Source organism: Galbibacter sp. PAP.153 (genome assembly GCF_037029175.1).
GTDB lineage: Bacteria > Bacteroidota > Bacteroidia > Flavobacteriales > Flavobacteriaceae > Galbibacter > Galbibacter pacificus.
The window spans coordinates 199,344-223,313 of record NZ_JAZEUN010000004.1 but is presented as its reverse complement, the minus strand read 5'-3'; the positions used below and the strand labels follow the sequence as shown (position 1 = coordinate 223,313).

The following is a 23,970-nucleotide window of genomic DNA, read 5'->3' as shown; positions in this document are numbered from 1 at the left end:
AAGGGAAGGCATCCTTTTCATTTGGAGTTCCATCTCCGTCTATATCAGTATCCGTGTTATCTCCCGTGCCATCACCATCGGTATCGGTATCCTCGGTAGGATCGTAAGGGAAGGCATCCTTTTCATTTGGAGTTCCATCTCCGTCTATATCAGTATCCGTGTTATCTCCCGTACCATCGCCATCAGTATCGGTATCCTCTGTAGGATCATAAGGGAAGGCGTCCTTTTCATTTGGTGTTCCGTCTCCGTCTATATCTGGATCCGTGTTATCTCCCGTACCATCGCCATCGGTATCAGTATCCTCGGTAGGATCATAAGGGAAGGCGTCCTTTTCATTTGGAGTTCCGTCTCCGTCTATATCCGGATCCGTGTTATCTCCCGTACCATCGCCATCGGTATCGGTATCCTCGGTAGGATCGTAAGGGAAAGCATCCTTTTCATTTGGAGTTCCATCTCCGTCGATATCAGTATCCTTGTTATCTCCCGTACCATCACCATCAGTATCGGTATTCTCGGTAGGATCATAAGGGAAGGCATCCTTTTCATTTGGTGTTCCGTCTCCGTCTATATCCGGATCCGTGTTATCTCCCGTACCATCGCCATCGGTATCGGTATCCTCGGTAGGATCGTAAGGGAAAGTATCCTTTTCATTTGGAGTTCCGTCTCCGTCGATATCTGGATCAGTTTCATCGGAGATTCCGTCCCCGTCCATATCTGCTAGTGCCGTTACAGAAAGAATATCAGTATTTGTACTTACAGCATCCGATTGATCTTTCACCTTAAAATTAAAAGAAGTATAATCTTCCCCTGAACCATCTGTGTCGGTTGTAAAAACAAGCTTGGTTACATCATCAATTAGATCTCCGGGACTCACAGCACTTCCATTATAGACAAGGGTACCTAAAGCGGGTAATGAAATAATTTGTATTCCATTGAAACTGTCACCTTGATCAGGATCATTAAAAGTAAAATCTTCAACTGAGAAATTAAATCCTTTGTCTTCAACAACTGTTACAGAGGCTGCCCCTCCAGTTGGAAGGTCATTTACATTAGTAACATTCAGTGTTACGGTTACCGTTTCACTAAATGAATTGGTGTCATCAAAATTATAGGTAAAGGAGTCTGTTGCATTTTCTGCACCGTTATGGGTATAAGTAAAGGTTCCGTCCTCATCAAAGCTAAAGGCCGCCGAATCCGATGGTCCATCGATTAAATAATAGGTAGTAGCATCTCCGTCTACCTCCTGATCATTCGAGGATACATTATCGGTTAGAGAGCCATTTTCGTCCACTGAAAAGGAGTCGGCCTGAGCAACCGGGGTATCATCAATGGCCGTTATAGATATGGTAATACTAGCCGTTGTCATGTCTCCGCCATTATCCAATTGATAAATTACGGTATCCGTGCCATTTGCATTTGCATTTGGTGTATATATAATATGATTATCCTCATCTACTATGGCAGTTCCTTTGCTTCCGTTTGTTAGGATGGTAATAGAGACTGCTTTACCTGAATCATATTTATCATTGTACAATACATCAATCGGATCTGAAACTGTATCTTCATCAATTAAAGACAAATCATCCTGAGCATCTAAAATTAGGGTGACATCATACGGACCGAAAGTTTGGACTCCTGTATTTCCGGCATTGTCTTTAGCATTTAAATGGATATACCATCCAGCGCCTCCTTTTGTAAATGAGATTTTTTTGGACTGACTATTACTCCAAGAAGTCCAACCACTGTCATCCGAAGAAGGTGCACTGCTATTTTGGGTAAGGACATAACGTTGTACGTCAAACCCACTTCCTCCATTTTCATCATTAAATGAAATTGTTATCTGATCATCGGTGGTTAGCGTTCCGTTTGCAGGAGAAGCACTTATAGTTGGTGCTATTTGATCATCAATAATTGTAAGTGTTCGGTAAAACGGTTGTGACCAAACATCGGTATCGGTCTTTGTTCGAAGGCTTATGATATATTCAGCACTTTGATCAGCATAAGATCCGAAATCTGCCATAGGAGTTGAACCTCTATACACTTCTGTATCTGTGGGTTCATCGTTTGCATCATATACTCTTTTTATAACCACCCACTCGTCTTCTACTAAGGCTCTGGAATAAGGATCTATAGAATTGTTTTCAACATTGATAGTCATTGCTCCCGAATAGGTTGTTAACACATCCGGCAAAATATTAAATTGAGCTATCGGAAGGTCATCTGCTCCACCAACACTACCTGACTTTTCTATAAAAATACTTGAAGGTCTGCTCCATACTCCTTGATGATCTTTTACCCGTAACATTAAAAGGTACTCTCCGTCAGCTACATTATTATTTTCAAATTGCCCCTCATTCCAATCATTTGTACTAAGAGCATCAATAGCTTTCCACTTCCATTCCACTTGCTCAATTCCCTGATCTGCACCACCGTCTAAATCATAAGAATTATTGTTTGAAACACCGGTACCCGCATTATAAGTAAAACTGGCAATTGGTTTTCTATGAAAGAATAAAGTAGTAGGGGCCGTCGGCATTTCTTCAAAAGTGAAACTATACTTCCCTGTTTTATTGTATAATTCAGGTACATCCTCTAAATAAAGCTCATTCCAGGATGCCTTCCCCGAATTATTTTCAAATACTGTTTCATCATGGCTTATATTCCATCTTCCGTTAGGGTAACTGGCATTGGCAGTATTGCTTTTTAATTGTGAAGGAGTCACATCAATTTCCACCGAAGTTCCGGCAATAAAATAATTCCCCTCAGAGATGGTATTTTTAAGGTAATGATCGTAAATATATTGCGCTATTTGATCCACAGAACTGGCATAGCTACTACTAGAGCGATTAACAAAAGTTCCGTTGGTATTATTTTGTGCTATAAATCTTTCAAATTGTTCTTTATTGCCATCAACTCCCCAACCTATATAATGAATATCTTCATTAATTGTTCGCATCAGGATTTCAGAAAGATCGCTATCCGAATCAAAATCAGCTACTTCAAGATCGTCCAAATTGACATTGAATCTTAAGGCATTGTTACGCCATTGAGGTTCCCGTAACACATCTTTGAATGCTCTTAAGGATAATTTTGTAAATTCTATATTTTTAAAATAAGCTCCCTGTTGTTCATGAACATAAAAGCCATAACTTCCCTGTGTATGAGAAACATCACTTATATTAAAAGACTCTATCCAGTTAGTACCGGCATTCCCTCCTCCCCCTTTTCTGGAAATTTTAATATCATTACCATGAAGCTCTATTTTAAAGTCTATCACCTGTCCATTGTAATAAGGAGCAAACAAATCACTACGATTTGCATTCCACCCCTTGGGAGCACTTCCGCTTTTTCCACTATCCGTATTTACAGCTAATATGGTGGTTACTCCGTCTTCAACTTTTAAAATGGCCTCTGCAGCATATCCATCACCATTTGAATAGTTCATTAAATTTCCACAGGCGGTATGATTATCGATGATATAGGCGTAAAAGTTTTGATTATCCTCTTTCCTAAAAATAAAACCAACTTCTCCATGAGCGCTAGGAGCTGCTGTCAATCCCCATCTTGCAGAAATGGTTCCATCGGTCATATCGCCAGTGGGATCATACATTGCAAATCCATATCCATTATATCTTGAAACATAATCCGCAATTACGGAATTGGATCCTGAATCAAATGAAAAATAATCTCCAGAATAACTACCTGCCTCTGGTGGTTCAGTTCCATTATAATTCATTTTATTCCAACTGCTAAAAATGGCCTCTGCATCAGCTTGATCGGATGAAATAGTACTTCGTTGAAAAGCCTCAACACGAAGTTTTCCAAGTGGGATTCCTTTAGTATGCATGGATTGTTCCAGATCCTGCTCAAAAGTACTCAGGTCAACATTTGCAGATCCCACTGTTAACATTACATCCACATTGGGGCCTTGGGTAACTTTCATTTCTACATTTTGTGCGTGCAGATATAAAGAGAGCATCAAACAGCAAAAGACTGTTAGATAATTGTATATTTTGTTCATTACCATAAAGATTAAAGATTCGTAATAGGGATAAGATTGGCTTTTGGATAGGTTTGAAAATCAAACTCTAACGTTTCTGAAAAGATATCATCACAGCTGGTAGGAGCTGCAATGTTAAATAAAGTACGTTCTCCTAATTTTTTAAGGATGGCTCTGCCTGTTTCTTCCCTTGCTATATTGCAACTATAAATAAGGAGCTGGTGTCTGTTTTTAAAATTATAGAGGGTTTCCATAAGGGATATTTCAAATTCTGCATCCAGCTTTTTTGCTGAATAATTGTTTCCGCCAAGCTGAATGCTATTTTCGGTAGTTTTTGCAAACAAATGCAACTCCGTAATTTCAGGATGCATTTGAAGGTATTCTCTTATGTTCTTCCATGGATTTTCCTGCGTTGTTAATTTTAAAACCTCTAAGTTTTGTGTTTTTGTAAATTCCAGTTGTGATAGATGGGGGTATTCCATATCCACTACAATGAGTTTGTTTTGTTGTGCTACTACATTGAATGCTCCTGTTAAGAGAAGTATCAAAAATGCAAACACAGATTTAATTGAAGTTGTTCTCAAAATCATTTTGTTAATTTTAGGTAGTTTAATTGATAAAAAAATAATGACTGTTATTCGACGCACACTTTAAAAACCTTATTTACAGTAAATTAGATAGTGTTTGTAATTTTAAAAAGAGACATAAAAAGCCCCATGAGCTTATTTGATTTAAAAAAAAGCCATACAATAAAGACCATAATTCTCTTGTTGACTCCCGAATGAGAATCAATAAAAAACAGTCTTTAAATCTTAAAATAAATGTGTTGTTCCTATGGACTTATAGGTGAAAAGTAAATTTGAATCATATACATAAATATTAGTTATTTGTTTGAAATAGGTGGGGCAAATATAATTTAGCCTAAGTTTAAAAAAAACAAATTATTTGTTTATCGGATAACAATCTTGACAATTGTCAACTTCTTTATCCATTAGCTGGAATAATCCCTTAATAAACGACTAAATGTTTCCGGCCGTATTCCCAATAGTGAAGCTAAATATTTATGGGGCACCCTTTCTACCAAATGACCGAGTCCTGCTTCAATAAAAAAGTCATACCGTAATTTGGCATTGGGTAAGCGTGCCATCAGCGCTCTTGATTCTGAATGCATATAATACTCGGTTAATAGTTTTAGATAGATTCTGGACATTTCAGGAAAATTCTCCAAAAGATAATTAAGGTCATTAATGGATATGTATTCAACATAGGTGTCCTCCAACACCTGAATATTTTCCCTGGTTGGTTGCTCAACAAAAAAACCGGTAATGGATGTTACCAATTCATTTTCCATACTTATCCAGGTGGTAAACTCCTTATTGATGGTTTGATAAAAACCCCTTATTAGCCCCTGCCTTATAAAATAAATTTTATCACTAAACCCTCCTTGTTTAACCAAGACAGTTCCTTTTTTAAAATTTGCATAGGATACTTTAGACTTGTAATACTTTATAAAGCCTTGGCTGAGAGGAAATATTTCTCCAAGAAAAATAAGACTTAATGATACTTTTGAATGCTTCACAATATAGTTTTAGGTAGTATAAGGAAATTTAAAAATGTATTTTAACGATTATGCAATTAAAATTAACACATAAAAGATTGTAAAATAAATCCCTCAAAAGACAAAATCCCATAAATATCGATGAAACGCAATAATTTTTGTCTATCTTATTTTATAGCTCATTATAGTGGTTAAAGGTTCTTGATTTTTGAAATCCTACAACAATGGAAAAGTTTAACCCGGAATTAAGTGAATTTAAAAAAGGGAAAGGTTCGGTTCAATTTCTATTGAATAAACCCGCTTCCTGCCAGTTTAATTGAAAGAAATGATTCGATACCGAATGGAACTATTGGAAAAGTAAAAAACAGTTAGAAGGTAACCGCTGTAGAACTATAAAATCCGTGTCATTTCCTCCCATAACGGCTTTTTACATAAAGTAATTTATAGCAACCATTTTGTAAAAAGTATGGCGTTATGATTAATTGCTCTAAAAATCTTAGACACAAATCGAACCGATATAGTAAAGGTAGCAACTCTAGGAAAGTAATATAGATAGCACGATGCTTTAAAATTAAATGCTTTTTTATAAATATGGGTTATTACAAATATAAAGGAATTCATCCGGGAATTATACTTGATCGAGAATTGAAAAAACGATCACTTAAGCAACGCCCTTTTGCTTTATCTATAAATGAACATCCACAAACCTTTAATGCCAGTCAGGCCGGGATTTTGCCGCCAGCTTCCTTCAGATTCCACCTCGCAATGGACACCCTTGCTCTTGGCTAACACTTCCCACTGCTAGAGCATGTTCGGGACTTGCACCCTATAGTTATCGCCCATGCTAGGCGCACTAAAAAAAGCAGCTTCGTTTGTGAAGCTGCTTTACCAACAATAAAAATTATGCATTAACTTTGCACTTACTCTACAGGGTCCAACCTGTTTATCGCTGTAATTTGTCCTCCTTCTACTTCCAGTCCCTGCGTTGCACTTGCTCCGGCAACATCAATATTGTATATAAAGCTTCCACCTTCGGTTGTTACGCCAACAAAAACAGTGCTTTCGTCTTCAGAAACATAATTGTCCATCCCTTTGGTAACATTTAGGATTGTTTCTGGGCTTGGCATCCCGGTTACCCATTCCAAGGTTTGATTATACAGGTCGATGACCGCCAATCTGTTTCCAGTTGAGTAGGCAGAGGTTTTCTCATCCATAAGTATTCCGATGGCCTTACCGTTCCCTACATACATATGATCGGTAATATAGGCCCCGCCCGAGGCTGCTTCTATATCAAACAAATAATCCTGGTCGAATTCCGATGTACCGCTTTTAATTCTTGTAATGGCCGAAGGCTTTGTAGAAGTCAACTCACCGTTGGTAGTGGCCACTGAAGAAGAAAAAGCATAGGCATCCCCGTTTTCATCTACAGAAAGTCCGTTGTCGAAATATCTACCAATATAACTTGTACGGTCGTCGTGAATAACGGTTTCCAGTTCCATTTCCGGATATGAATACACCGCTATATTGGCCTCATCAGGATAATCTGTCCCAAAAGTATCATTGCAACATGCCTTTACCGTAAAATATGGCAAATACACCTTGTCGCCAACCTGGGTAATCCAGGAAAAGAAAGCCAATTCCCCATTTTCTTTATCGGCCAGTTCCTGAGTGTTGATTTGACCTTCCCCGGTGAACTGAGAAGTTTCTGTATCCAGTTGGTACCAATACGCATAGGGGGATTCGGCATTTCTGGAAATCTTGATCATGAGGATATCATCATTTACGGGGGCAAAAGCCTGAACGGTCTCTGATTGGAAATCAGAAATCTTCTCCAAATTGCTTTCAGCGTTTAGTTGATAGGTAGTTACCGCTCCCGGATTCCCCTGCCCATATAAAAGACTGAAAAACTTATTGTTATGCGTTACATAATAACGGTACGTTCCGTCTTGCTCAATACCATTTCCCTCGGTAGTAATACTTCCTTGCGTAAGGTCGTCCGTGGTTAAAATGTAATCGGCTACCCCTTCCGAGGCGGTTGGCGTGGCCGTGATTAAATATTGTGACTCGGCCGCCGGGTTTTCCCCACCATCATCAGGATTTCCTGCATCGTCGTCACTACTACATCCTATAAGGGTCGTAGCCCCTAAAAATATTAATCCAAAGTAAAAATTAGATTGCTTGATCATTGTATAAAAATTTAAAAATTCAATTATTCAGTTCTATATATTGCTTTAATGTATGTTGCCTCTTTATTGTTGAGCTATGTCCAGCTTACTAATGGCACTGATGACGCCACCTTCAACTTTTAATCCTTTCTCGGCCGTGGCATTTAGTATGTCAATGGCATATACATAGCTTCCATCTGACTCGGAGGTTATGCCCGTATAAATGGTCGTTCCATCTTCGGATACATAATTGTTCCTTGCCGTAACATTGGTAACCGTTGTATATTCGGGCAGGCCTTCAATCCAAGTAAAGGACTGATTATAGACATCGATAACGGCCAAGTGCCTTCCCGTATCATATTGCGATACTTTTTCTTTTTCCATAAAGCCCAAAAACTTACCGTTGGAAACATAGTAATGATTGGTCAGGTAATAACCACCGGAGGCCTCTTCAAGGTTAAAAAAGTAATCGGTGTCAAATTCTAGGGAACCGCTGGTTATCTTGGTAACGGCCGATGGCTTGGTAGAAGTAAATTCGCCGTTGCTCATTGCTACCGAAGAAGAAAAAGTATAGGCATCCCCCTTTTCATCTACCGAAAGTCCGGTATTGGCATACCTTCCTATAAAGCTGGTACGATTATCGTGAATAACTGTTTGCAGCTCCATTTCAGGATATGAATACACGGCAATATTGGCCTGGTCCGGGAAGTTGGTCCCATCGGCATCATTGCAACAGGCCTTAATTCCGAAATAGGGCAAAAAAACCATATCGCCGACCTGTGTTATCCACGAAAAATAAGCCAACTCTCCGTTGTCTGCCAATACTTCGGTATTTATTTGTCCTTCATCCACAAAAGTGGATGTATTGGTATCCAGACGGTACCAATATGCATAAGGCGACTCAAGATCTCTGGAAAGCTTTATCATAAGGACATCATCATTAACCGCTGCGCGTGCCTGAACGGTCTCCGATTGAAAGTCAGATAATTTTTCCAGTTCCCCATCTGCATTTAATTCATAAGTGGTAACCGCCCCAGGATTTCCCTGACCATATAAAAGACTAAAGAATTTATTGTTGTTGGTCACATAATACCGGTAAGTGCCATCTTGTTCTATGCCGTTTCCTTCGGTGGTAATACTTCCTTGGGTAAGATCTTCTGTTGTTAAAATGTAATCGGCCACCCCTTCCGAGGCCGTTGGATTTGCGGTAATGATATATTTTGAAGTAGGCACGGGCCCTTCCCCACCATTATCCGTTGCACTGTCATCATCACTACTACAGGCACCTAATAAAATAAGTGCATTTATAGATAGGTAAGTTGTGAATAGTTTTTGTTTCATAATGCCATTTTTTTTAATCGATTGGTTTTAGTTAAAAAAAGGTATACCTGATCTTTCCGGTAAAACTTCTGCCGGGTTTTTGTAAGCTGAAGTTATCGTACAACTTTTTATTGAAGATATTCCGGCACTCAAAGGTGAACTGTAAATCCTCTTTCCAGGTATAGGTAATATTTAAATCCTGTGATATCTGTTCTGGAATATCGAACTTATCATCGCCTAAACTTGGCCAATAGAGGTAAAATGCGTGCACATACAGCATATTATATCCAATAGATAAAAGGTTGCCCGTCCCCCCTACATTTTGGAACGTATAACTCATATCTGCATTTCCATAGAGATATGGCATGTTTGGAATCCTGTCCCTGTACACGACACTTTCGGTAGTCTGCTCGCCTTCGTACTTTGTATTGTTCCGTAAGTTCTGATAGGTAACGTTCACCCCGGCACTAAATTTTTCCCTATACTGATACCTAATTTCCGATTCGATCCCTAAATTGGTAACGCTCCCCAAATTATCCATTACCTGCATGGTCTGGTTGTTGTTTAAAACAGGGCGGATAAAATCGCTGGCATCCCTGTAAAAACCATTGGCATTCAAGTTAATGTGATGTTGGGTCCCCATATGCCACCAGTAGCTGGCCCCCAAATTGTAATTATAACTTTGTTCGGGTTTCAAATCAATATTCCCCTGCAGGTTGACAAGGTCGCCATAGAGCTCCTCCGTCTCGGGCATACGGTAACTTTTTTCAAAAGAGGCCTTTATTTGGAAATCATCGTTAAAGAAGTGGGTCAGGGCCAGGCCATAGCCCAGATAACTGAACTTATTGGTCTGGTCCCTATAGGCTATGTCCCCATAGTCGCCGGATGGGTTATAGGATTGACTGAATTTATTCTGCTGGAAATACTGCTTGGCAAAAATATTGGCACTCCAGTTTTCGGCCTCATACCCATATCCCAGCCCGAGAATGTTCTTAATGGTCTTTCGCGGTTGTTCGTATATCTCACTGTCGGGGTCCAGCTGGTCTTCTCCTTTCCTGTTAAAGGTATTAAAGGTGTTGCTCAGTGAAAATTTGTGGTTTTGGGATAATTCATAATCAAAACTTGCCGTTGCAATACCCGTGTTGTTCCGGTATTCATATAAAGAATAAGAGCGTTCCCCGCCGGGATTGTCATATTCTTTATATTGGCCAAACCAATTGTATCTTCTATGCAGCGTGTCTATATTTTTTTCCTGTCCAAAATTATAATTGGCATTCAAGCGGACGTCCAGCCCATTGGCTATAAAGTCTTTTTTAATGTATTTCAAACTCGGCATAAGAATGTTCCCTTTTCGGTGCCAGGCCCCGAATACACTTACAATACGTGCCCCTGTCTGAATTTCCCGGTAACTCGATCCGGTAGTTACCCCCAGTAACAATTGGTCTGCATACGATTTGTTGACGACCCCGATATTGGCAATGACCGTTTCATTATGGTATTTGTCGTGAAAGCGCTCCACGGTTTGATCCGGATAGTATTCCCCGGTATTGATGTCTGCTACATCTACCGTAACATCATAATTGTTGTCCGAATAGTTCTGATAGGCATTTAATTGTGCCGTAAATCCAGATTTAGAAACATAAATGGCATTTACCATGGAACGGTGCGTATTAAAGGAACCATAAGAATAAGAAGCATCCAAATGGCTTTTTTCATAGGTATTGGTAATGATATTTACCGCCCCGCCCAAGGCATCGGCACCCAGGCCAATGGGGACCACCCCCTTGTATACCTCTACCCGCTCCGCCAGGTTTACGGGAATGTTATTAAGCTGAAAGGAAGACCCAAAATTGTCCATGGGAATACCGTCAATAAAAAAACGTACCTGTTTCCCCCTAAAACCGTTCAGGGAAAAATTCATCTGGGAACCCACCCCGCCGCTCTCCCGCACCCTGATCCCGGATGTTCTGTCCAGGGCATGCCCGAGGTCCAAAGTCGTATTGTGCAATTTCTTGGCATCGATCACATTGACGTTAAAGGCCTTTTCCTTAACCTGATTGACGATACTTTTTCCCGAGACCACCACTTCATCAAGGTCGTATGAAGATTCTTCCAACACAATATTATACGGGCTTTCACCAGTTTGACCCAGTTCGATTGGGACCCTTTTTTCATCGAATCCCAAATAGGTCACCCTAAGGGTATAGGACCCGTTGCCAGTACCGATACTCAGCTGAAAATATCCCTGTTCATCTGTCGACACCCCTTTGTTAAGAGGTTCTACCAATACCGTGGCCCCATAAATAGGCTTACCGTTTGTATCTTTTACAACGCCGCTTACGGTCGTTTTTCCCTGCTGTGGAAAAGAAAAAAAACCTAGCAGCAGACTGCCTATCAATATAATAGTACGGGGGATGAGGGTTTGCATTTATTTTTATTTAGACTTAATTAATATAAATTTTATGCGAAAGTATAATATTAAACAGGGTCCCCATATACGCAAAGCGGATAAATACCTACGTAATACGGAATAATTGACCTTAGGCCTTGGACGCCTTCTGCTTCATTTTGTATAGGACGAGAAAGGAAATGACCCCGGAGCATGTCCAAAAAAGGTCCACTACCAATATTTGGGAATATCCGTTTTCAACGGAGGTCCATAACCAGTTTCCGGTTATAAATCCGTTTGCAAAAGGAATCATTAAGCTTATAATTCCTCCAGAAACAAGGCATAGCTTATTAATGGAATAATGGTTTTTCTTTATCAGCAAAAGAAGCGATACCGCCAGCCATAACCAAAAGAACGTCCGGTTGATAAAGGCCTTGCGATCGACAAGCGTTCCATTGGCAAAGAGCTTTACCACCAAAAAGGTGAATGCGGTAACCGGATATATGCCCAAGCATACGGCCATGTATATTCTTACCAGCCATGAGTTAAAGCGTCTTTTGTATTCGGGAACATTTTTCTTGTCCCTGGCCACCAGCCATATAAGCACCCCGGAAATAATGACAAAACACGTTACAAACCCGAGTACGAGATAAATAAGCTTCATTCCATACCCACCGTAATCGCCGTAATGCAACCTTCTTAAAACATCATTGGCCCCTTCAACATAAGATACTTCATACGGATTTTTTGCCTTTACCAACTTTCCATCGCTCGCCCTAAAGGTAAGGTGCCCCGCCCCGGTAAGCGCGTCTTTATAATCGGGCGACCCGCTCACCTGAACATGCATGTTTTTATCGCCATAATTAATCACTTTGAGGCCATTAATTACCAAATCGGGCCATTTTTCTTGTGTTTTTTTGATAAAATCGTTGTAAGAAACATGGAAATTGGCACGCTCCCCAATAAATGGATAGACTTCTTCTTCATTGAAATTCGCAACTTTATTAAAAGCCTGTTGGTCATCATCAAAAAGAAATTTTTGAACCGGTGGCAGCATTACCGTATATCCTATAATTAAAAAGGCCCCTGTTACGGCAAACATAAATTGGTAAGGCAATCCAATTAGTCCCAGGGCTACGTGGGCATCGGTCCATATGGTTTTCCATTTTGCCTTGGGGCGAAAAACATAAAAGCCCGGTACAATCCTCTTCCAATGAACGATTACCCCGGTAACCACCGCAAAGAGAAAGAATAATGCCACCAAACCGGATAAAAAGTACCCGGAACGCCCAAAAAAATTAAGTTGTGCAAAAAAGTGGAGCCTATAGAAAAACTCCCCAAGGGAATAATTAGAGGTATAGTCGGTCCTGTGGTGCTTTTCGGCATCGAGATAGAAAAAGCCCCTTCTTCTCCCCTGCTTTTTCTCCTTGGCAAGCGTGGTATCTTTTGCGGGCGAAACAAAGGCGCCAATCCTTTTCTCGTAATAACGGTGCGAAAAGGTTACATCCTTGCTATATAATTTCTCTTCGGAATCCAATTTATCAATGGCCGTATCAAAATCTATGCTCCTGAAATAGTGTTCTTGAATTGGTTCGTTTCTTTCCCAGGCATTGATTTCATCCCTTAGAAAGGAAATGGAGCCGGTAAAGAAAATAACATATAATAAGGCACTAATGACAATACCGCTGATGGTATGGGTATGAAAAAGGATATTGTATACGCGATTGGTCATAAAAATAAAATGTAGTTAGGGGTTATAGTGGGGCCGTTGTGTTTCCTAGGCAGGTAATTACGGATAGGATTAAAGTAATCAATAGGTAAATGCCCCATATGACCCAGCCATTTTTACCAATAAAGGCAACAATCATTAATGCTACCCATAAAATAAACCCTGCATAGCGTAAGGTAAACAGCATGGAACCGGCATCTGTCCATGCCATCAAGGCCATAAACAAGGCCTCGGTTACCATATAGCCTCCTATAAAGGCTGCGGTTAATTTGGCAAATTTTTGAAAGGGAGACCTGGTCAGGTATTTTTTATTTGCAGGCATTTTTACTTTTAAGAGGTTTAGAGGATGTTTTTTAATTATTAAATTTTAAATTGATTATGAATTAAAAGGATATTAATTATGATTGGGATCTACCGATTTTTTTTTTATTTCCGGTTTTTCCAGAATAAAGAAAACAGTCCTATAACCTGTATCTGTTTCCCTGTTTAAATCCATGTTCAACACCTTTAAATCATCAATCCTAAAGGAACTCCGTTGGACACGTTGAATAAGCCCGAGGCATTCTTCGTAGTTTTGCGTTTTATAGGTGAAGACCATAATTCCGCCAGGCGCCATTACCCTAAAAATTTCCTGTAGATAAGCCTCTATATGAAATGGGGCTATTTTTGGGTCGATACTCAAGACCCTATGAAAAAAGTTCATCACATAAGGCACGTGCAAGCCATCAAATTCACTAAATACTGCCTTGCGTTGCCGAATGTAATATTGATATGTTGTTTTACTTTTTTGAATCAATTCATTGGAAGTTTCAAACCCAAAATAACTAATGGGGCTGCCCTTAAACAAAAAAGGCAGAAGTGGGTTTTGCCCGAAGTAAAGATCCAACAACCGCAGTTTTGGGTATAAGGACAACGAATCGGTAATAAGCTTTACAGCTTCTTTATAATCTAATTGAATGGTTTCTATATTGGCGGGCTTTATTAGTATGTTTTGAAACTCATCTTCTACATTCCCTTCAAAAATATCAGCTTTCATTACGGTAACAAATTACGTATCAAATTTAAAAATAAACGTTAATCTTATTTAGATTAAATATAAATAACTAACTTTGGAAACAAATATAATGGAGGTAATTAATACCGTTATTACGCCAAACGGAATAAAACCTACGTAATACGAAATAATAAATATGTTGGAGGTAAATAAGAAGAATTCCAGGCTGACGGAATTTAATTTTGGAGAAAAGGATATCCAAAAAGATGATTGCAACACCACAGAATTATATAGCAAATTTAAGGAACCGCATTTTTCAGGTTGGTACAAAGAAATAGTTTATGACGACCTTAAAATAGGCCATGGAAAATTATCGGTTACAAGACCAATTCAGGTTTATTGTAATTATACCGATGCGACCATTGAAATGGTGTTTGTTTTAAAAGGCAACCTAAAGGCACATTTCCCCGACACTGAAGAAAAACAGCATTTTAAAGGCAATACACATAATTTATTCCATTGTGCCAATAATCATGCCCTTATTGAATTTAAGGAAAAGAAAACGCATTTTATAAACATCCAGCTGGCTCAGGCTTTTTTTGAAGAATTTATGCCCCTAGAAAAAGCATTTGATACATTTAAAAACCTAATAAGGAACCAGCAGACCGGATATTTACAAAACAACAATTTCCCCATAACTTCTGCCATACAGTTAATTTTGGAAGAAATTATTGAGTCGCCCTGGAAAGGACATTACCGAAAAATATTCCTCCATGCCAAAGTATTGGAATTACTGCTTTTACAGCTAGATCAATGTCGTTTTGATTCTGTTGCCCCTACTTCGACCTTATCGGAAGTGGATGCCGCAAAAATTGAGAAGGCCAAGGAACATATTATTAACAATTACAATGCCCAGATTACCATCCCCAAGTTGGCAAAACTTATAGGCACAAACGAGTTTACCTTAAAAAAGGGGTTCAAAGAGCTTGTTGGGACTACAGTTTTTGGTTACATCAACGATTTAAAAATGTACAAGGCAAAAAAACTATTGACACAAAAAAACATAAGCATCTCCCAGGTTTCTGAAATGGTCGGTTATAAAAACCCACAACATTTTTCTACCGCCTTTAAAAAGAAATTTGGCATTGTCCCCAGTAAATTTAAATGATAACAGTACGCTTTTCTGCCTCCCCATTAGAGGTAATCTTGCGCTGCATGGCCTATAGATACAACCCTATTATTGTTGGTTATGACAACCATCGTTTTTTCGAACATACCATGGGGGCCCTTCGTGAAATCATTCATATGCAGATATATGTTGTACTGTAACCAATGTTACTGTTTCATTTCTTAAAAATCCAGATATTTGCATTTAAAAATAAAGGTATATGAGTTGGATATATGACCCTTGGCCCTGGTATGTTTCGGGCCCGCTCATCGCACTAGTGATGTTCGTTTTATTGCTGACGGGAAAACAGTTTGGAATGTCTTCAAACCTTCGGACATTATGTTCCATAGGGGGTGCCGGAAAGGTATCGGATTTTTTCAAATTCGATTGGAAGAAACAAGGATGGAATTTACTGGTGGTTCTGGGCGCTGTCATTGGTGGTTTTTTGGCCTCCCGGTATATGTCCAATAATACTGTAAAAATCAACCCGGATTTGGCCGGACAACTCTCAAGGGAGTATCATATCGAAAGTGCCGGGAAAGCCTATTTGCCCTCTGAGCTGTTTTCAACGGAGCAACTTGACGATCCCTTTACAATCGGTTTATTGCTCCTGGGCGGTTTTTTGGTGGGCTTTGGATCGCGCTACGCCGGTGGCTGTACCTCGGGCCATGCCATCTCCGGTCTGAGTAATTTACAGGTTCCCTCCCTTATTGCGGTCATTGGCTTTTTTATCGGAGGTCTGGTGATGGTCCATATATTATACCCTTTAATTTTTGGATAGCAATATGAAATATATAACCTATTTATCGGTGGGCGTTTTCTTCGGGATTGTAATGTACAAATCGGAGGCGGCATCCTGGTTTAGAATTTATGAAATGTTCCAATTTGGCTCTTTTCATATGTATGGCATTATCGGATCAGCCCTTTTACTGGGTATTATCGGGGTGCAGGTCATAAAGCGGCACCATATCAAAACTTTTGGCAAGCGGGAAATACGGTTAAGCCCCAAACAAAAAAGCATTCCTAGGTATTTGATCGGAGGTATCATCTTTGGCTTGGGATGGGCCCTCACCGGTGCCTGTCCGGGACCTATGTTTGTCCTGGCCGGGGCTGGTTTTTATCCCGTCATAGTAGTAATCCTCGGAGCATTACTGGGGACCTTTACCTACGGAGTACTTAAGAATAAGCTGCCGCATTAATTCACGGCAATGGACCGGGGCCTGCACATGTTAAACAAAAAATTTTCAGCTTCTAAAGGAGCCATATTTTAGTCATTTATCTGTTCTATCGGATAAAACCGCTTGTACTGACTGATGTACTGTTCTTGAGATCCGTTTGTAAATGGTATCAGGTAAAGGGAGTAGGCATGTATTTGATCTCCCTTTATTAAATAGTCTTCCTGTGGCATGGCCCCCCAGGAGTTATCGCCTGCTACCCCGCGTTGGTCCATGTCAACATTCAATTGTACAAGATCTCTTTCTACAATGTCAATGGTATGTTTACTTATATTCACTGCTGGCATCCCATCGCTATACGTATCATTATTCAACGTATGCTTTTTAACTTTTTCGGTAAGCTGGCCGTTGTAAGAAATTCCGGGGGTAGCGTCAAAATCTTCATTGAGCATATGTAAGGCACTTATGCCCAGGTCTTTTTCATTATTTTGAGAAGAAACGACCAATAAGCCTTCTTGCACTTCATTGGTCAGGGCTACCCATCGTACATCGGTTTTATACCCATTTTCCTGTGGGCGTATATAAGGCACGTATTGCTCTTTTACCGTTGATCTATGCACATCGACAAAGGCCGAAACGTTCCTGTCCTTATAATTTTCCCAAGGACCGCGACCATAATAAGTTATTTCACTATACTCCCTTGGTAATTGCATCCGCATTCCCACCCTGGGAATATCTGCTTTGTACGTTGTCCGGTTTAAGGTATTGTCAATTTTAACGATCCCGTCCCCATAAATGGTATAACGGCTCTCAAAGGTGGTATTTACCCCTGGCAGATCATATACGACCGTTACCTTATAAGAGCCATCTTTATTTTTTTCGCTCATAAAAGAGCTTACCTTGGCATTGAGGGAAGCATTTTTCCATTCAATGTTCCTCTTCTGCATCTGATTGCCAAAATCATTATCGGTGGGGGCCCTCCAAAAGTTAGGTCTTGGTCCGTGCCCATCCTTAATGAATTCGTTCCCTTTGAATCCATAGGAACCCATGATGCCTGTCTTTTTATCAAACCCCAATTGAAAATCTTCATTATAAAAAATGACGGTCTCCTCGGTTTCTTTACGATGTACGGGCCTGTCATTTTTTAATGGATGGGAATCCCATTGTATTTTATTATCCAACCGAATCTGCTCATGGGCGACTTCGTGCCCTTTTTTCAGTATCCCATTGTCCCAGTTCAGTTTCGCCGAAACCTCCATAAAATATTCCGTATTGGGTTTGAATTCAATCCCGTTCAATGAAACACGGATTAATTTTCCGGTATGCGGGGCTATCTTCAATTGTTCCATCGGAACCGCTTTCAGTATTTTTCCATCGGCCTTTACGGTGGCTGTTATGGCAAACCAATCGAGCGCTATGAAATCATATAAATTTTCTACCAAAATCCTGACCTCATTATCCCTGTTAGTCCCTTTGTATTTAAAATTGATAAACTCATGTGCCTTTTTAACTTCGTGCAATGCCGGTTGCGGGGCCCTATCGGGGAAAACGATCCCGTTATTCAAAAAACTGTTATCGGTGGGCATATGCTCTCCAAAATCGCCCCCATAGGCATAATATTTTTGTCCTTTTCCATTGGTCTTCCATATAGATTGGTCTACCCAATCCCATATAAACCCGCCCTGAAGGTTATCGTGCTGTTCGATAACATCCCAATAATCCTGAAAATTACCGGTGCTGTTCCCCATGGAGTGCGCATATTCGCTTGGAATAAACGGCCGGTCGGTCAACGAGGTTCCAATGGCCTTAAAGGTAGCAGGTGATGGATATTGCGGGACAATAATGTCGGTATCGGTATCCATATCAAATAAATTTCCATCTATTTCCTTATAGGCCCTTTCATATTGTACCGGGCGCTTTTGAGGATCCAGGTTTTTTATCGCATCATAGGCCTTGAAAAAATTAATTCCGTTACCGGCCTCATTGCCCATGGACCATATAATAACCGCAGGATGATTTTTATCACGGGCAACCATTCTCAGCATTCTGTCCACATGAGCTTTTTCCCATTCCGGCTTTTTGGCCAGCGAATGTTCCCCATAATACATGCCGTGGGATTCTATATTGGCCTCGTCGACAATATAGATGCCATAACGGTCACAGAGTTCATAGAACTTTTCAGACTGCGGATAATGGCTTAAGCGCACCGCATTGATATTATTCTCTTTCCAGAGTTTTATATCTTTCATGAGCTGTGCTTCATGGACTACATGTCCTGTCTCCGGGTTATGTTCTTGCGTATTGACCCCTTTCAAGGTAATTGCCTGCCCGTTGAGCTTTAACAATCCCCCGGAAATCTCAACCGTTCTAAAGCCAACCTCATTAGATATAACTTCCAGTATGTCTCCCCGTTTTTCTTTGGTAGAGACGATCACTTTGTAAAGGTTGGGCGTTTCGGCGCTCCAGAGCATGGCGCCCATTACATAAGCGGAAAAATCAATGCTTGTTCCCCCATTGGCCTCAAGGGTTAGGGGCTGCATATCGTTGGCGACCAGGATATCGTCCCTATCAAATATTTTATAGCTAACCTCAAGCTTTTTCTTTTTGGGCGATGTATTTTCCAATGCCACGGACAGATCGAGAATGCCATCGCCATAACCCTGGTCGGTGGTGGCCGTCATGGCAACATCTTTGATACGGGCCCTGGGCTGTACATACAGGTATACGCTCCTTTCGATTCCGCTTATCCGCCAAAAATCCTGGCATTCCAGATACGAACCGTCCGTCCACCTGAAAATTTGCATGGCAATGGTATTTTCCCCTTCGTGCAAGAACTTGGAAACATTAAATTCAGCAGGCAATTTACTCCCCTGCGAATACCCGACATACTGTCCGTTTATCCAAACAAAGCCACCGGATTTCATGGCACCAATATGAAGGAACACTTCTTTTTCCCTCCAATCAGGCGTAATTACAAACGCTCTCCTATAGGAGCCTACCGGATTGTAATCATGTGGTACCTTTCCCGGATCCGAAGGATACACCCCGTCGATAAAGGCGATTTCCTTGGAGACCGGCGCCTTGTAATCCGCAAATTCGTATTGGTGGTTTACATAAATAGGCGTTCCATATCCTTCAACTTCCCAATTGGCAGGTACTTTTATAGTATCCCAAGCATCCACATTTATTTCCGGGTTTATAAAATCTTGTGGCCTATCCGTCGGTTTTTTCACCCATTTAAACTTCCAGTCCCCATCCAATAAAAGATAATTTTGAGATGTTCGCCACTGGTTTTTTTTTGCTTTTTCCTCGGAAGAAAAGGAATAAAAGGTGGCATGTGCATCTTCTTTATTTTCCGAGATCACCCGAGGGTTCTCTATATAGTGTTCCAAACTCTTCGGAAGCGGCTGTCCATAAGAAAAACCGTGGCCAAAAAGAAAGATAATCCCGATAAGGTTTAATTGCTTCATCTAATAAATTGTTTTAAAACTTCTTTTCCTATCAATTGTTCAAGAAAAAATGAATTTGAGGGCCCATCCCTTTTGTCCGTTTAAAAATCAATGATATTTAAATTTTTATCCACCAGGATTCCCTGTCCCGGGCTTAAATCAAACCTAAGGGAATGTTTTGCCTTGAATATAAGTACAAACAAGGCCCGATCACCTGTTATTGTCCGTTGGTTTCCGATATTGACAAAAGTGGGGTACAATACGGTATCCCCGTTGGAATGCAACCGCTCATTGGTAAAATTGTCCATTTGGCCCATGGCCAATGGGGTTACCCTGACAAATTCATAATCCCTTGTATGAAACGGTATGGCCATGCTAAGGGCATTGACCGATTTTAAATCACTCCCGCGAACGGTCACCTCTATAAGCGCTCCTTTTTTATAATCCTTCTTCGGCGTGCTCAAATGGAGTCTTCCCGATACTTTTTCAAGCTGTCCCTGTTGAACCCCTCCCTGTAGCTGGGTTGCCACTACAGAAATATCGTAGGCATCGATACGCCCGTTTTTATTCACATCCCCCCTGCTTACGTACCCTTCAAAATCTGCATCTCCCTGTCGGAGTCCCGTGTAATTATGGTAAGAGGTCAAATCATTTTCGTCGATCAACCCGTCATTATTGATATCTCCGGGCAGGTAGCTTTCGCTTCCCGGAACCTTGAACACGTACAGTTCCCGACCTGAACCATAACCGCCCACACCCTCGGTAACCACTATTTTAATAAACCGCGCGGTGGGATGCCCGGTAAAGACAAAGGTTTGATCATCCCGCCCGTTCCATTGAAAGGTTCCGGCAGGCTGCCAGTTGTTCCCGTCATTTCCATAATATACCTTTCCCTGGCGAAACACGCCGTTTCCACCGCTACTTCGGGCAAGGTATTGAAATTTATCGAGTTGATTGAATGAACGTAGGTCCATTACGATTTCAAAGGGGACCGATTTCTCCCCCCATAGGGTATGCCACATATTTCCCTGATCAAAGTCAAAAAAATTAGCGATCTCGTACCCTTCTTGATTATAAACGTTCGTTGTTCCACTAATCCCCTGTATGGCAAATTCCAAAGGATTCGATTTTGTCTCGGCTTCAAAGGTCCTCCAGGGAGAAACCCCGTCTTTATTCACGGCCCTGAGTTTAAAGCGATAATGTGTTTCTGCCCTTAAGTTCTCAAAAAGGTAGGCGGTATCTTTAATGGTCGTATAACGCATATGCTGAAAATCGATTTCGTAATAATCGGCATGCGTAACTTTATCCCAGACAGGTTTCAGCGTATAAGCCGTTATGTTTTTGTCCGATAATCGAACATTCCCGGGGGCGGTCAATAATCCGGAGCTTACCCTATCCTTGTTTTCAGGTCGGAATTTATAGCCCTGCACATGTAACCCTATGGTATCTTTGGTAATATCAGATGCCTCAATCCGTACCAAGAGCTGTGGGTTTTTGACCATTTCGACCTGCTCGAATTCACTGCCCTTGGTCGAAAACCGGTTTAGGTCAGGACGCCGGTCGTAGTAGTAAACATTGGTACCGTTTTCATAACCTTCCCTGGTACCGGCCTCTTTCAATGCAATATGCTTTCCATTAATCTGGGCCGAGATTGCTGTGGGGCGGTCCGTTGTATTTATTTTAAATGCGGTGAGCTTCTTGTTGACCAACCCTTTAAAATCCCCCAGGGCCGGATATACAACAAGCTTTGCGTTGCCCTTTTCATCTGCCGTTGATGTTATTTTTGTATAAAGGCCCGCTCCGTTTTTATAGGCCTCTGTCGTCCCGTCATCATCATAAACCGTAAAGGAAGAACCCTGATAGGGATATACCTCGTAGGTTCGCAGCCCGGCATCTATTTCGGAAACATTGTTATGGGGGTTGGCCTCTGGAATAATAGCGCCCCTTTCTACAAATACCGGGAGCTTCCAAAGGGGGCTGTCAAAACTATTTATAATTTGACCTCCCTGGTACTGCTGCCCCGTGAAGTAATCCACCCACAATCCCTTGGGAAGATAAATCCCGTGCCGTACATCGTTCCCATGAGTATCCGGATCAGTCTCTTTGTATATGGGGGCCACCAAAAAACTAGGGCCGTACATAAATTGATATTGGGTCGGTATTCCCTGTGTATACGCATTTTTCTCCTTTAAAAACATGGCCCGGATCATCGGCAGGCCATCGGTGGCCTCTTTTGCGATACTATAAGTATATGGAATGAGTTCCGATTTCAACTTTAAATAATTTCTGTTAATGGAAGCTGCAGGCTCTCCCATGGCCTGCGGATATTTTTCATTGGTCCCCCAACCGTCCATATTCAGCTGCATGGGCGTAAAGGTCTTCCATTGAAAATCCCTTGTATTGACAATGGGGTTTCCCCCACCAAAAATACCGTCCATATCCGAAGTAATATTGGGCTGTCCCGATAAACCGGAACCTATATAGGTAGGGACATGAAATCGTATATATTCCCATACCCCTCCGGTTTGGTCACCGGACCAGACCCCGGCATAGCGTTGTGTGCCTGCCCAACCGTCCAATGAAATAATAAACGGGCGGGCATCGTTGCCATATTCAGGCATGATCTCCCCTACATCGGCCACCCCGTTAAGCCCAAAGGAATACCCCTGCCCGACCCAGGCAACATCGGTTTTTAAAACCCGTACCCCGGCATCGCGAACTTCCTTCACTATATCGCGCTGCAACAATGCACTTACGCCCTTTTTAGGGTGCAGGTCGGATTGTGTCCAAAGACCGATCTCTACACCGTTGTTACGTGCATATACCCCGAGTTCCTTTAAATTTTGGATGTTTCCTTCCAGTGTTTTTGTTTGTCCGTAACCGGCACCATAACCATCATTTGGTAAGATCCACCCTAAGGGCATGTCGTTATTTTTATAACGGTCAATAACCGCCCTTGCGGAAAACTGATAATTATCTTTTTCCCCGTTCAAAGATTCTTTAATACCCCCGTTGTCCTTCTGGCTTTCCTGATAGTATTTTCCGTCCTCGAAAAGAACCCCTTCCCCGGCCGTTCTCCAATAATCCCTGTTATATGCATTTAAATGTCCCTGATAAAATCCGAATTTGGGCAGCAATACCGGATTCCCCGTTAATTGGTAAAAATCATTCAACAGGTCCTTAGCTCCATGATCAATCATAAAGAAAACATCCAAATAGGGGGTTTGATGGGATAGTTTTACCATACCGCTTTGTTCGGCACCAAAATCGTAAGTTCCTTTTTTAAAGGTATTCCACATCATTCCATACCCCCTGGAAGACCAATAATAGGGATTAGGAGAGGCCACGCCCCCATCGGTCCAACTGTTTTGATTTTCTATCAAAATACGCTTCCCTTTATGAGAAAACCTGCCGTTTTGAACCCCACCCCCGTAAAAGTACTCATCCTCGTGTTCTTTTAAAGTCAACCTGGTCCGGTTCTTCTCAAAGCTTACGGGTGCCAGGAATTCTATCACATCAGCCCCGGCCTTTAGGTTGCGTACCTTTATCAAAGCGGTGGCCTTATCCAGGGAAACCGCTATTGCACCGGTGGTTATCAGTACGCTATGATCCGTTTGGGAAAGCTGGAGTTTCTCGATTTTTTTTCTGGGATGATCCACCAGTATATCAGCTTGGGGTTCTGCGCTGGGAGGCCTCATCCCCTTATTTGAATTATCTTGAAAAAGCCTGAATATATGGTCCCCGTAAAAATCAAAAATCATTTTTTGCCCGGCAGAAAAAAATACCTCAACGGTCGTACTGTCGACCTGAGAGGCATGGACAATCGAATCGGAGCGTCCACTAACAGCGCCCTTTACTGAGGGTTCTTGGGCTTTGACGGTTGTGGTAAGAAAAATAAATAAAAAAGTAAATAAAAAAATAAAATAACTATTAGAAATATTATTTATTTTCATTTCCTTGTTTTTATAATTATTTTACAATATTAACCATCATTGATGAATAATAATAATATAGAGTGTTAAA

General features: G+C 41.0%; 15 protein-coding genes. 4 read left to right on the top strand and 11 right to left on the bottom strand.

Translation table 11 applies throughout. The annotated features are described in order from the left end of the window. From UXI14_RS03565 to UXI14_RS03525, 9 genes are all read right to left on the bottom strand, one after another. Window positions 1–4,021: thrombospondin type 3 repeat-containing protein (locus UXI14_RS03565; protein ID WP_335964878.1), on the bottom strand; the 4,021-nt coding region annotated here is incomplete at its 3' end. 11 nt (window positions 4,022–4,032) lie between these two features. Next, window positions 4,033–4,590, bottom strand: coding sequence for a DUF4347 domain-containing protein (locus UXI14_RS03560; RefSeq protein ID WP_335964877.1), 558 nt, complete (start codon window positions 4,588–4,590; stop codon window positions 4,033–4,035). Between the two features lie 401 nt (window positions 4,591–4,991). Next, complete coding sequence (locus UXI14_RS03555; RefSeq protein ID WP_335964876.1) at window positions 4,992–5,579, bottom strand: Crp/Fnr family transcriptional regulator; 588 nt, start codon at window positions 5,577–5,579, stop codon at window positions 4,992–4,994. 899 nt (window positions 5,580–6,478) lie between these two features. Next, complete coding sequence (locus UXI14_RS03550) at window positions 6,479–7,744, bottom strand: DUF4374 domain-containing protein (RefSeq protein ID WP_335964875.1); 1,266 nt, start codon at window positions 7,742–7,744, stop codon at window positions 6,479–6,481. Between the two features lie 63 nt (window positions 7,745–7,807). Beyond that, window positions 7,808–9,064: a DUF4374 domain-containing protein gene (locus tag UXI14_RS03545; protein ID WP_335964874.1), complete on the bottom strand. Its 1,257-nt coding sequence runs from the start codon at window positions 9,062–9,064 to the stop codon at window positions 7,808–7,810. 31 nt (window positions 9,065–9,095) lie between these two features. Continuing rightward, complete coding sequence (locus tag UXI14_RS03540) at window positions 9,096–11,471, bottom strand: TonB-dependent receptor (protein WP_335964873.1); 2,376 nt, start codon at window positions 11,469–11,471, stop codon at window positions 9,096–9,098. Window positions 11,472–11,583: 112 nt separating this feature from the next. Continuing rightward, a complete protein-coding gene (locus UXI14_RS03535; RefSeq protein ID WP_335964872.1) occupies window positions 11,584–13,164 on the bottom strand; it encodes a PepSY-associated TM helix domain-containing protein in 1,581 nt (526 codons plus the stop codon). Between the two features lie 22 nt (window positions 13,165–13,186). Then, a complete protein-coding gene (locus tag UXI14_RS03530; RefSeq protein WP_335964871.1) occupies window positions 13,187–13,483 on the bottom strand; it encodes a hypothetical protein in 297 nt (98 codons plus the stop codon). Window positions 13,484–13,555: 72 nt separating this feature from the next. Then, the gene (locus UXI14_RS03525; RefSeq protein WP_335964870.1) at window positions 13,556–14,197 is read right to left on the bottom strand and encodes a class I SAM-dependent methyltransferase; all 642 of its coding nucleotides are present in this window, start codon (window positions 14,195–14,197) and stop codon (window positions 13,556–13,558) included. Between the two features lie 154 nt (window positions 14,198–14,351). Here UXI14_RS03525 and UXI14_RS03520 point away from each other — a divergent pair, with 154 nt between their 5' ends. From UXI14_RS03520 to UXI14_RS03505, 4 genes are read left to right on the top strand one after another with little or no spacing between them, the layout of a single operon-like run. After that, entirely contained in the window at window positions 14,352–15,323 is a 972-nt protein-coding gene (locus tag UXI14_RS03520; protein ID WP_335964869.1) for an AraC family transcriptional regulator, read from the top strand. After that, window positions 15,320–15,484 (top strand): hypothetical protein, encoded by a 165-nt coding sequence (locus UXI14_RS03515; protein WP_335964868.1) that lies wholly within the window; start codon window positions 15,320–15,322, stop codon window positions 15,482–15,484. Before UXI14_RS03520 ends, UXI14_RS03515 begins: the two co-directional genes overlap by 4 nt. 59 nt (window positions 15,485–15,543) lie before the next feature. Beyond that, window positions 15,544–16,104 (top strand): YeeE/YedE thiosulfate transporter family protein, encoded by a 561-nt coding sequence (locus tag UXI14_RS03510; protein WP_335964867.1) that lies wholly within the window; start codon window positions 15,544–15,546, stop codon window positions 16,102–16,104. 4 nt (window positions 16,105–16,108) lie between these two features. After that, window positions 16,109–16,522, top strand: coding sequence for a DUF6691 family protein (locus UXI14_RS03505; RefSeq protein ID WP_335964866.1), 414 nt, complete (start codon window positions 16,109–16,111; stop codon window positions 16,520–16,522). Between the two features lie 68 nt (window positions 16,523–16,590). Here UXI14_RS03505 and UXI14_RS03500 read toward each other — a convergent pair whose 3' ends face one another. Together UXI14_RS03500 and UXI14_RS03495 are read right to left on the bottom strand one after the other, a co-directional pair. Next, window positions 16,591–19,968: a glycoside hydrolase family 2 TIM barrel-domain containing protein gene (locus tag UXI14_RS03500; RefSeq protein WP_335964865.1), complete on the bottom strand. Its 3,378-nt coding sequence runs from the start codon at window positions 19,966–19,968 to the stop codon at window positions 16,591–16,593. A gap of 80 nt (window positions 19,969–20,048) precedes the next feature. Continuing rightward, a complete protein-coding gene (locus tag UXI14_RS03495; protein WP_335964864.1) occupies window positions 20,049–23,900 on the bottom strand; it encodes a TIM-barrel domain-containing protein in 3,852 nt (1,283 codons plus the stop codon). Between the last annotated feature and the right edge of the window lie 70 nt (window positions 23,901–23,970).

Bases quoted from the DNA above. Each gene is read 5' to 3' on its own strand.
- UXI14_RS03560 (WP_335964877.1), bottom strand. From the start codon at position 4,590: ATGATTTTGAGAACAACTTCAATTAAATCTGTGTTTGCATTTTTGATA.
- UXI14_RS03545 (WP_335964874.1), bottom strand. From the start codon at position 9,064: ATGAAACAAAAACTATTCACAACTTACCTATCTATAAATGCACTTATT.
- UXI14_RS03540 (WP_335964873.1), bottom strand. From the start codon at position 11,471: ATGCAAACCCTCATCCCCCGTACTATTATATTGATAGGCAGTCTGCTG.
- UXI14_RS03505 (WP_335964866.1), top strand. From the start codon at position 16,109: ATGAAATATATAACCTATTTATCGGTGGGCGTTTTCTTCGGGATTGTA.
- UXI14_RS03500 (WP_335964865.1), bottom strand. From the start codon at position 19,968: ATGAAGCAATTAAACCTTATCGGGATTATCTTTCTTTTTGGCCACGGT.
- UXI14_RS03525 (WP_335964870.1), bottom strand. From the start codon at position 14,197: ATGAAAGCTGATATTTTTGAAGGGAATGTAGAAGATGAGTTTCAAAAC.
- UXI14_RS03520 (WP_335964869.1), top strand. From the start codon at position 14,352: ATGTTGGAGGTAAATAAGAAGAATTCCAGGCTGACGGAATTTAATTTT.
- UXI14_RS03510 (WP_335964867.1), top strand. From the start codon at position 15,544: ATGAGTTGGATATATGACCCTTGGCCCTGGTATGTTTCGGGCCCGCTC.
- UXI14_RS03530 (WP_335964871.1), bottom strand. From the start codon at position 13,483: ATGCCTGCAAATAAAAAATACCTGACCAGGTCTCCCTTTCAAAAATTT.
- UXI14_RS03515 (WP_335964868.1), top strand. From the start codon at position 15,320: ATGATAACAGTACGCTTTTCTGCCTCCCCATTAGAGGTAATCTTGCGC.
- UXI14_RS03550 (WP_335964875.1), bottom strand. From the start codon at position 7,744: ATGATCAAGCAATCTAATTTTTACTTTGGATTAATATTTTTAGGGGCT.
- UXI14_RS03495 (WP_335964864.1), bottom strand. From the start codon at position 23,900: ATGAAAATAAATAATATTTCTAATAGTTATTTTATTTTTTTATTTACT.
- UXI14_RS03535 (WP_335964872.1), bottom strand. From the start codon at position 13,164: ATGACCAATCGCGTATACAATATCCTTTTTCATACCCATACCATCAGC.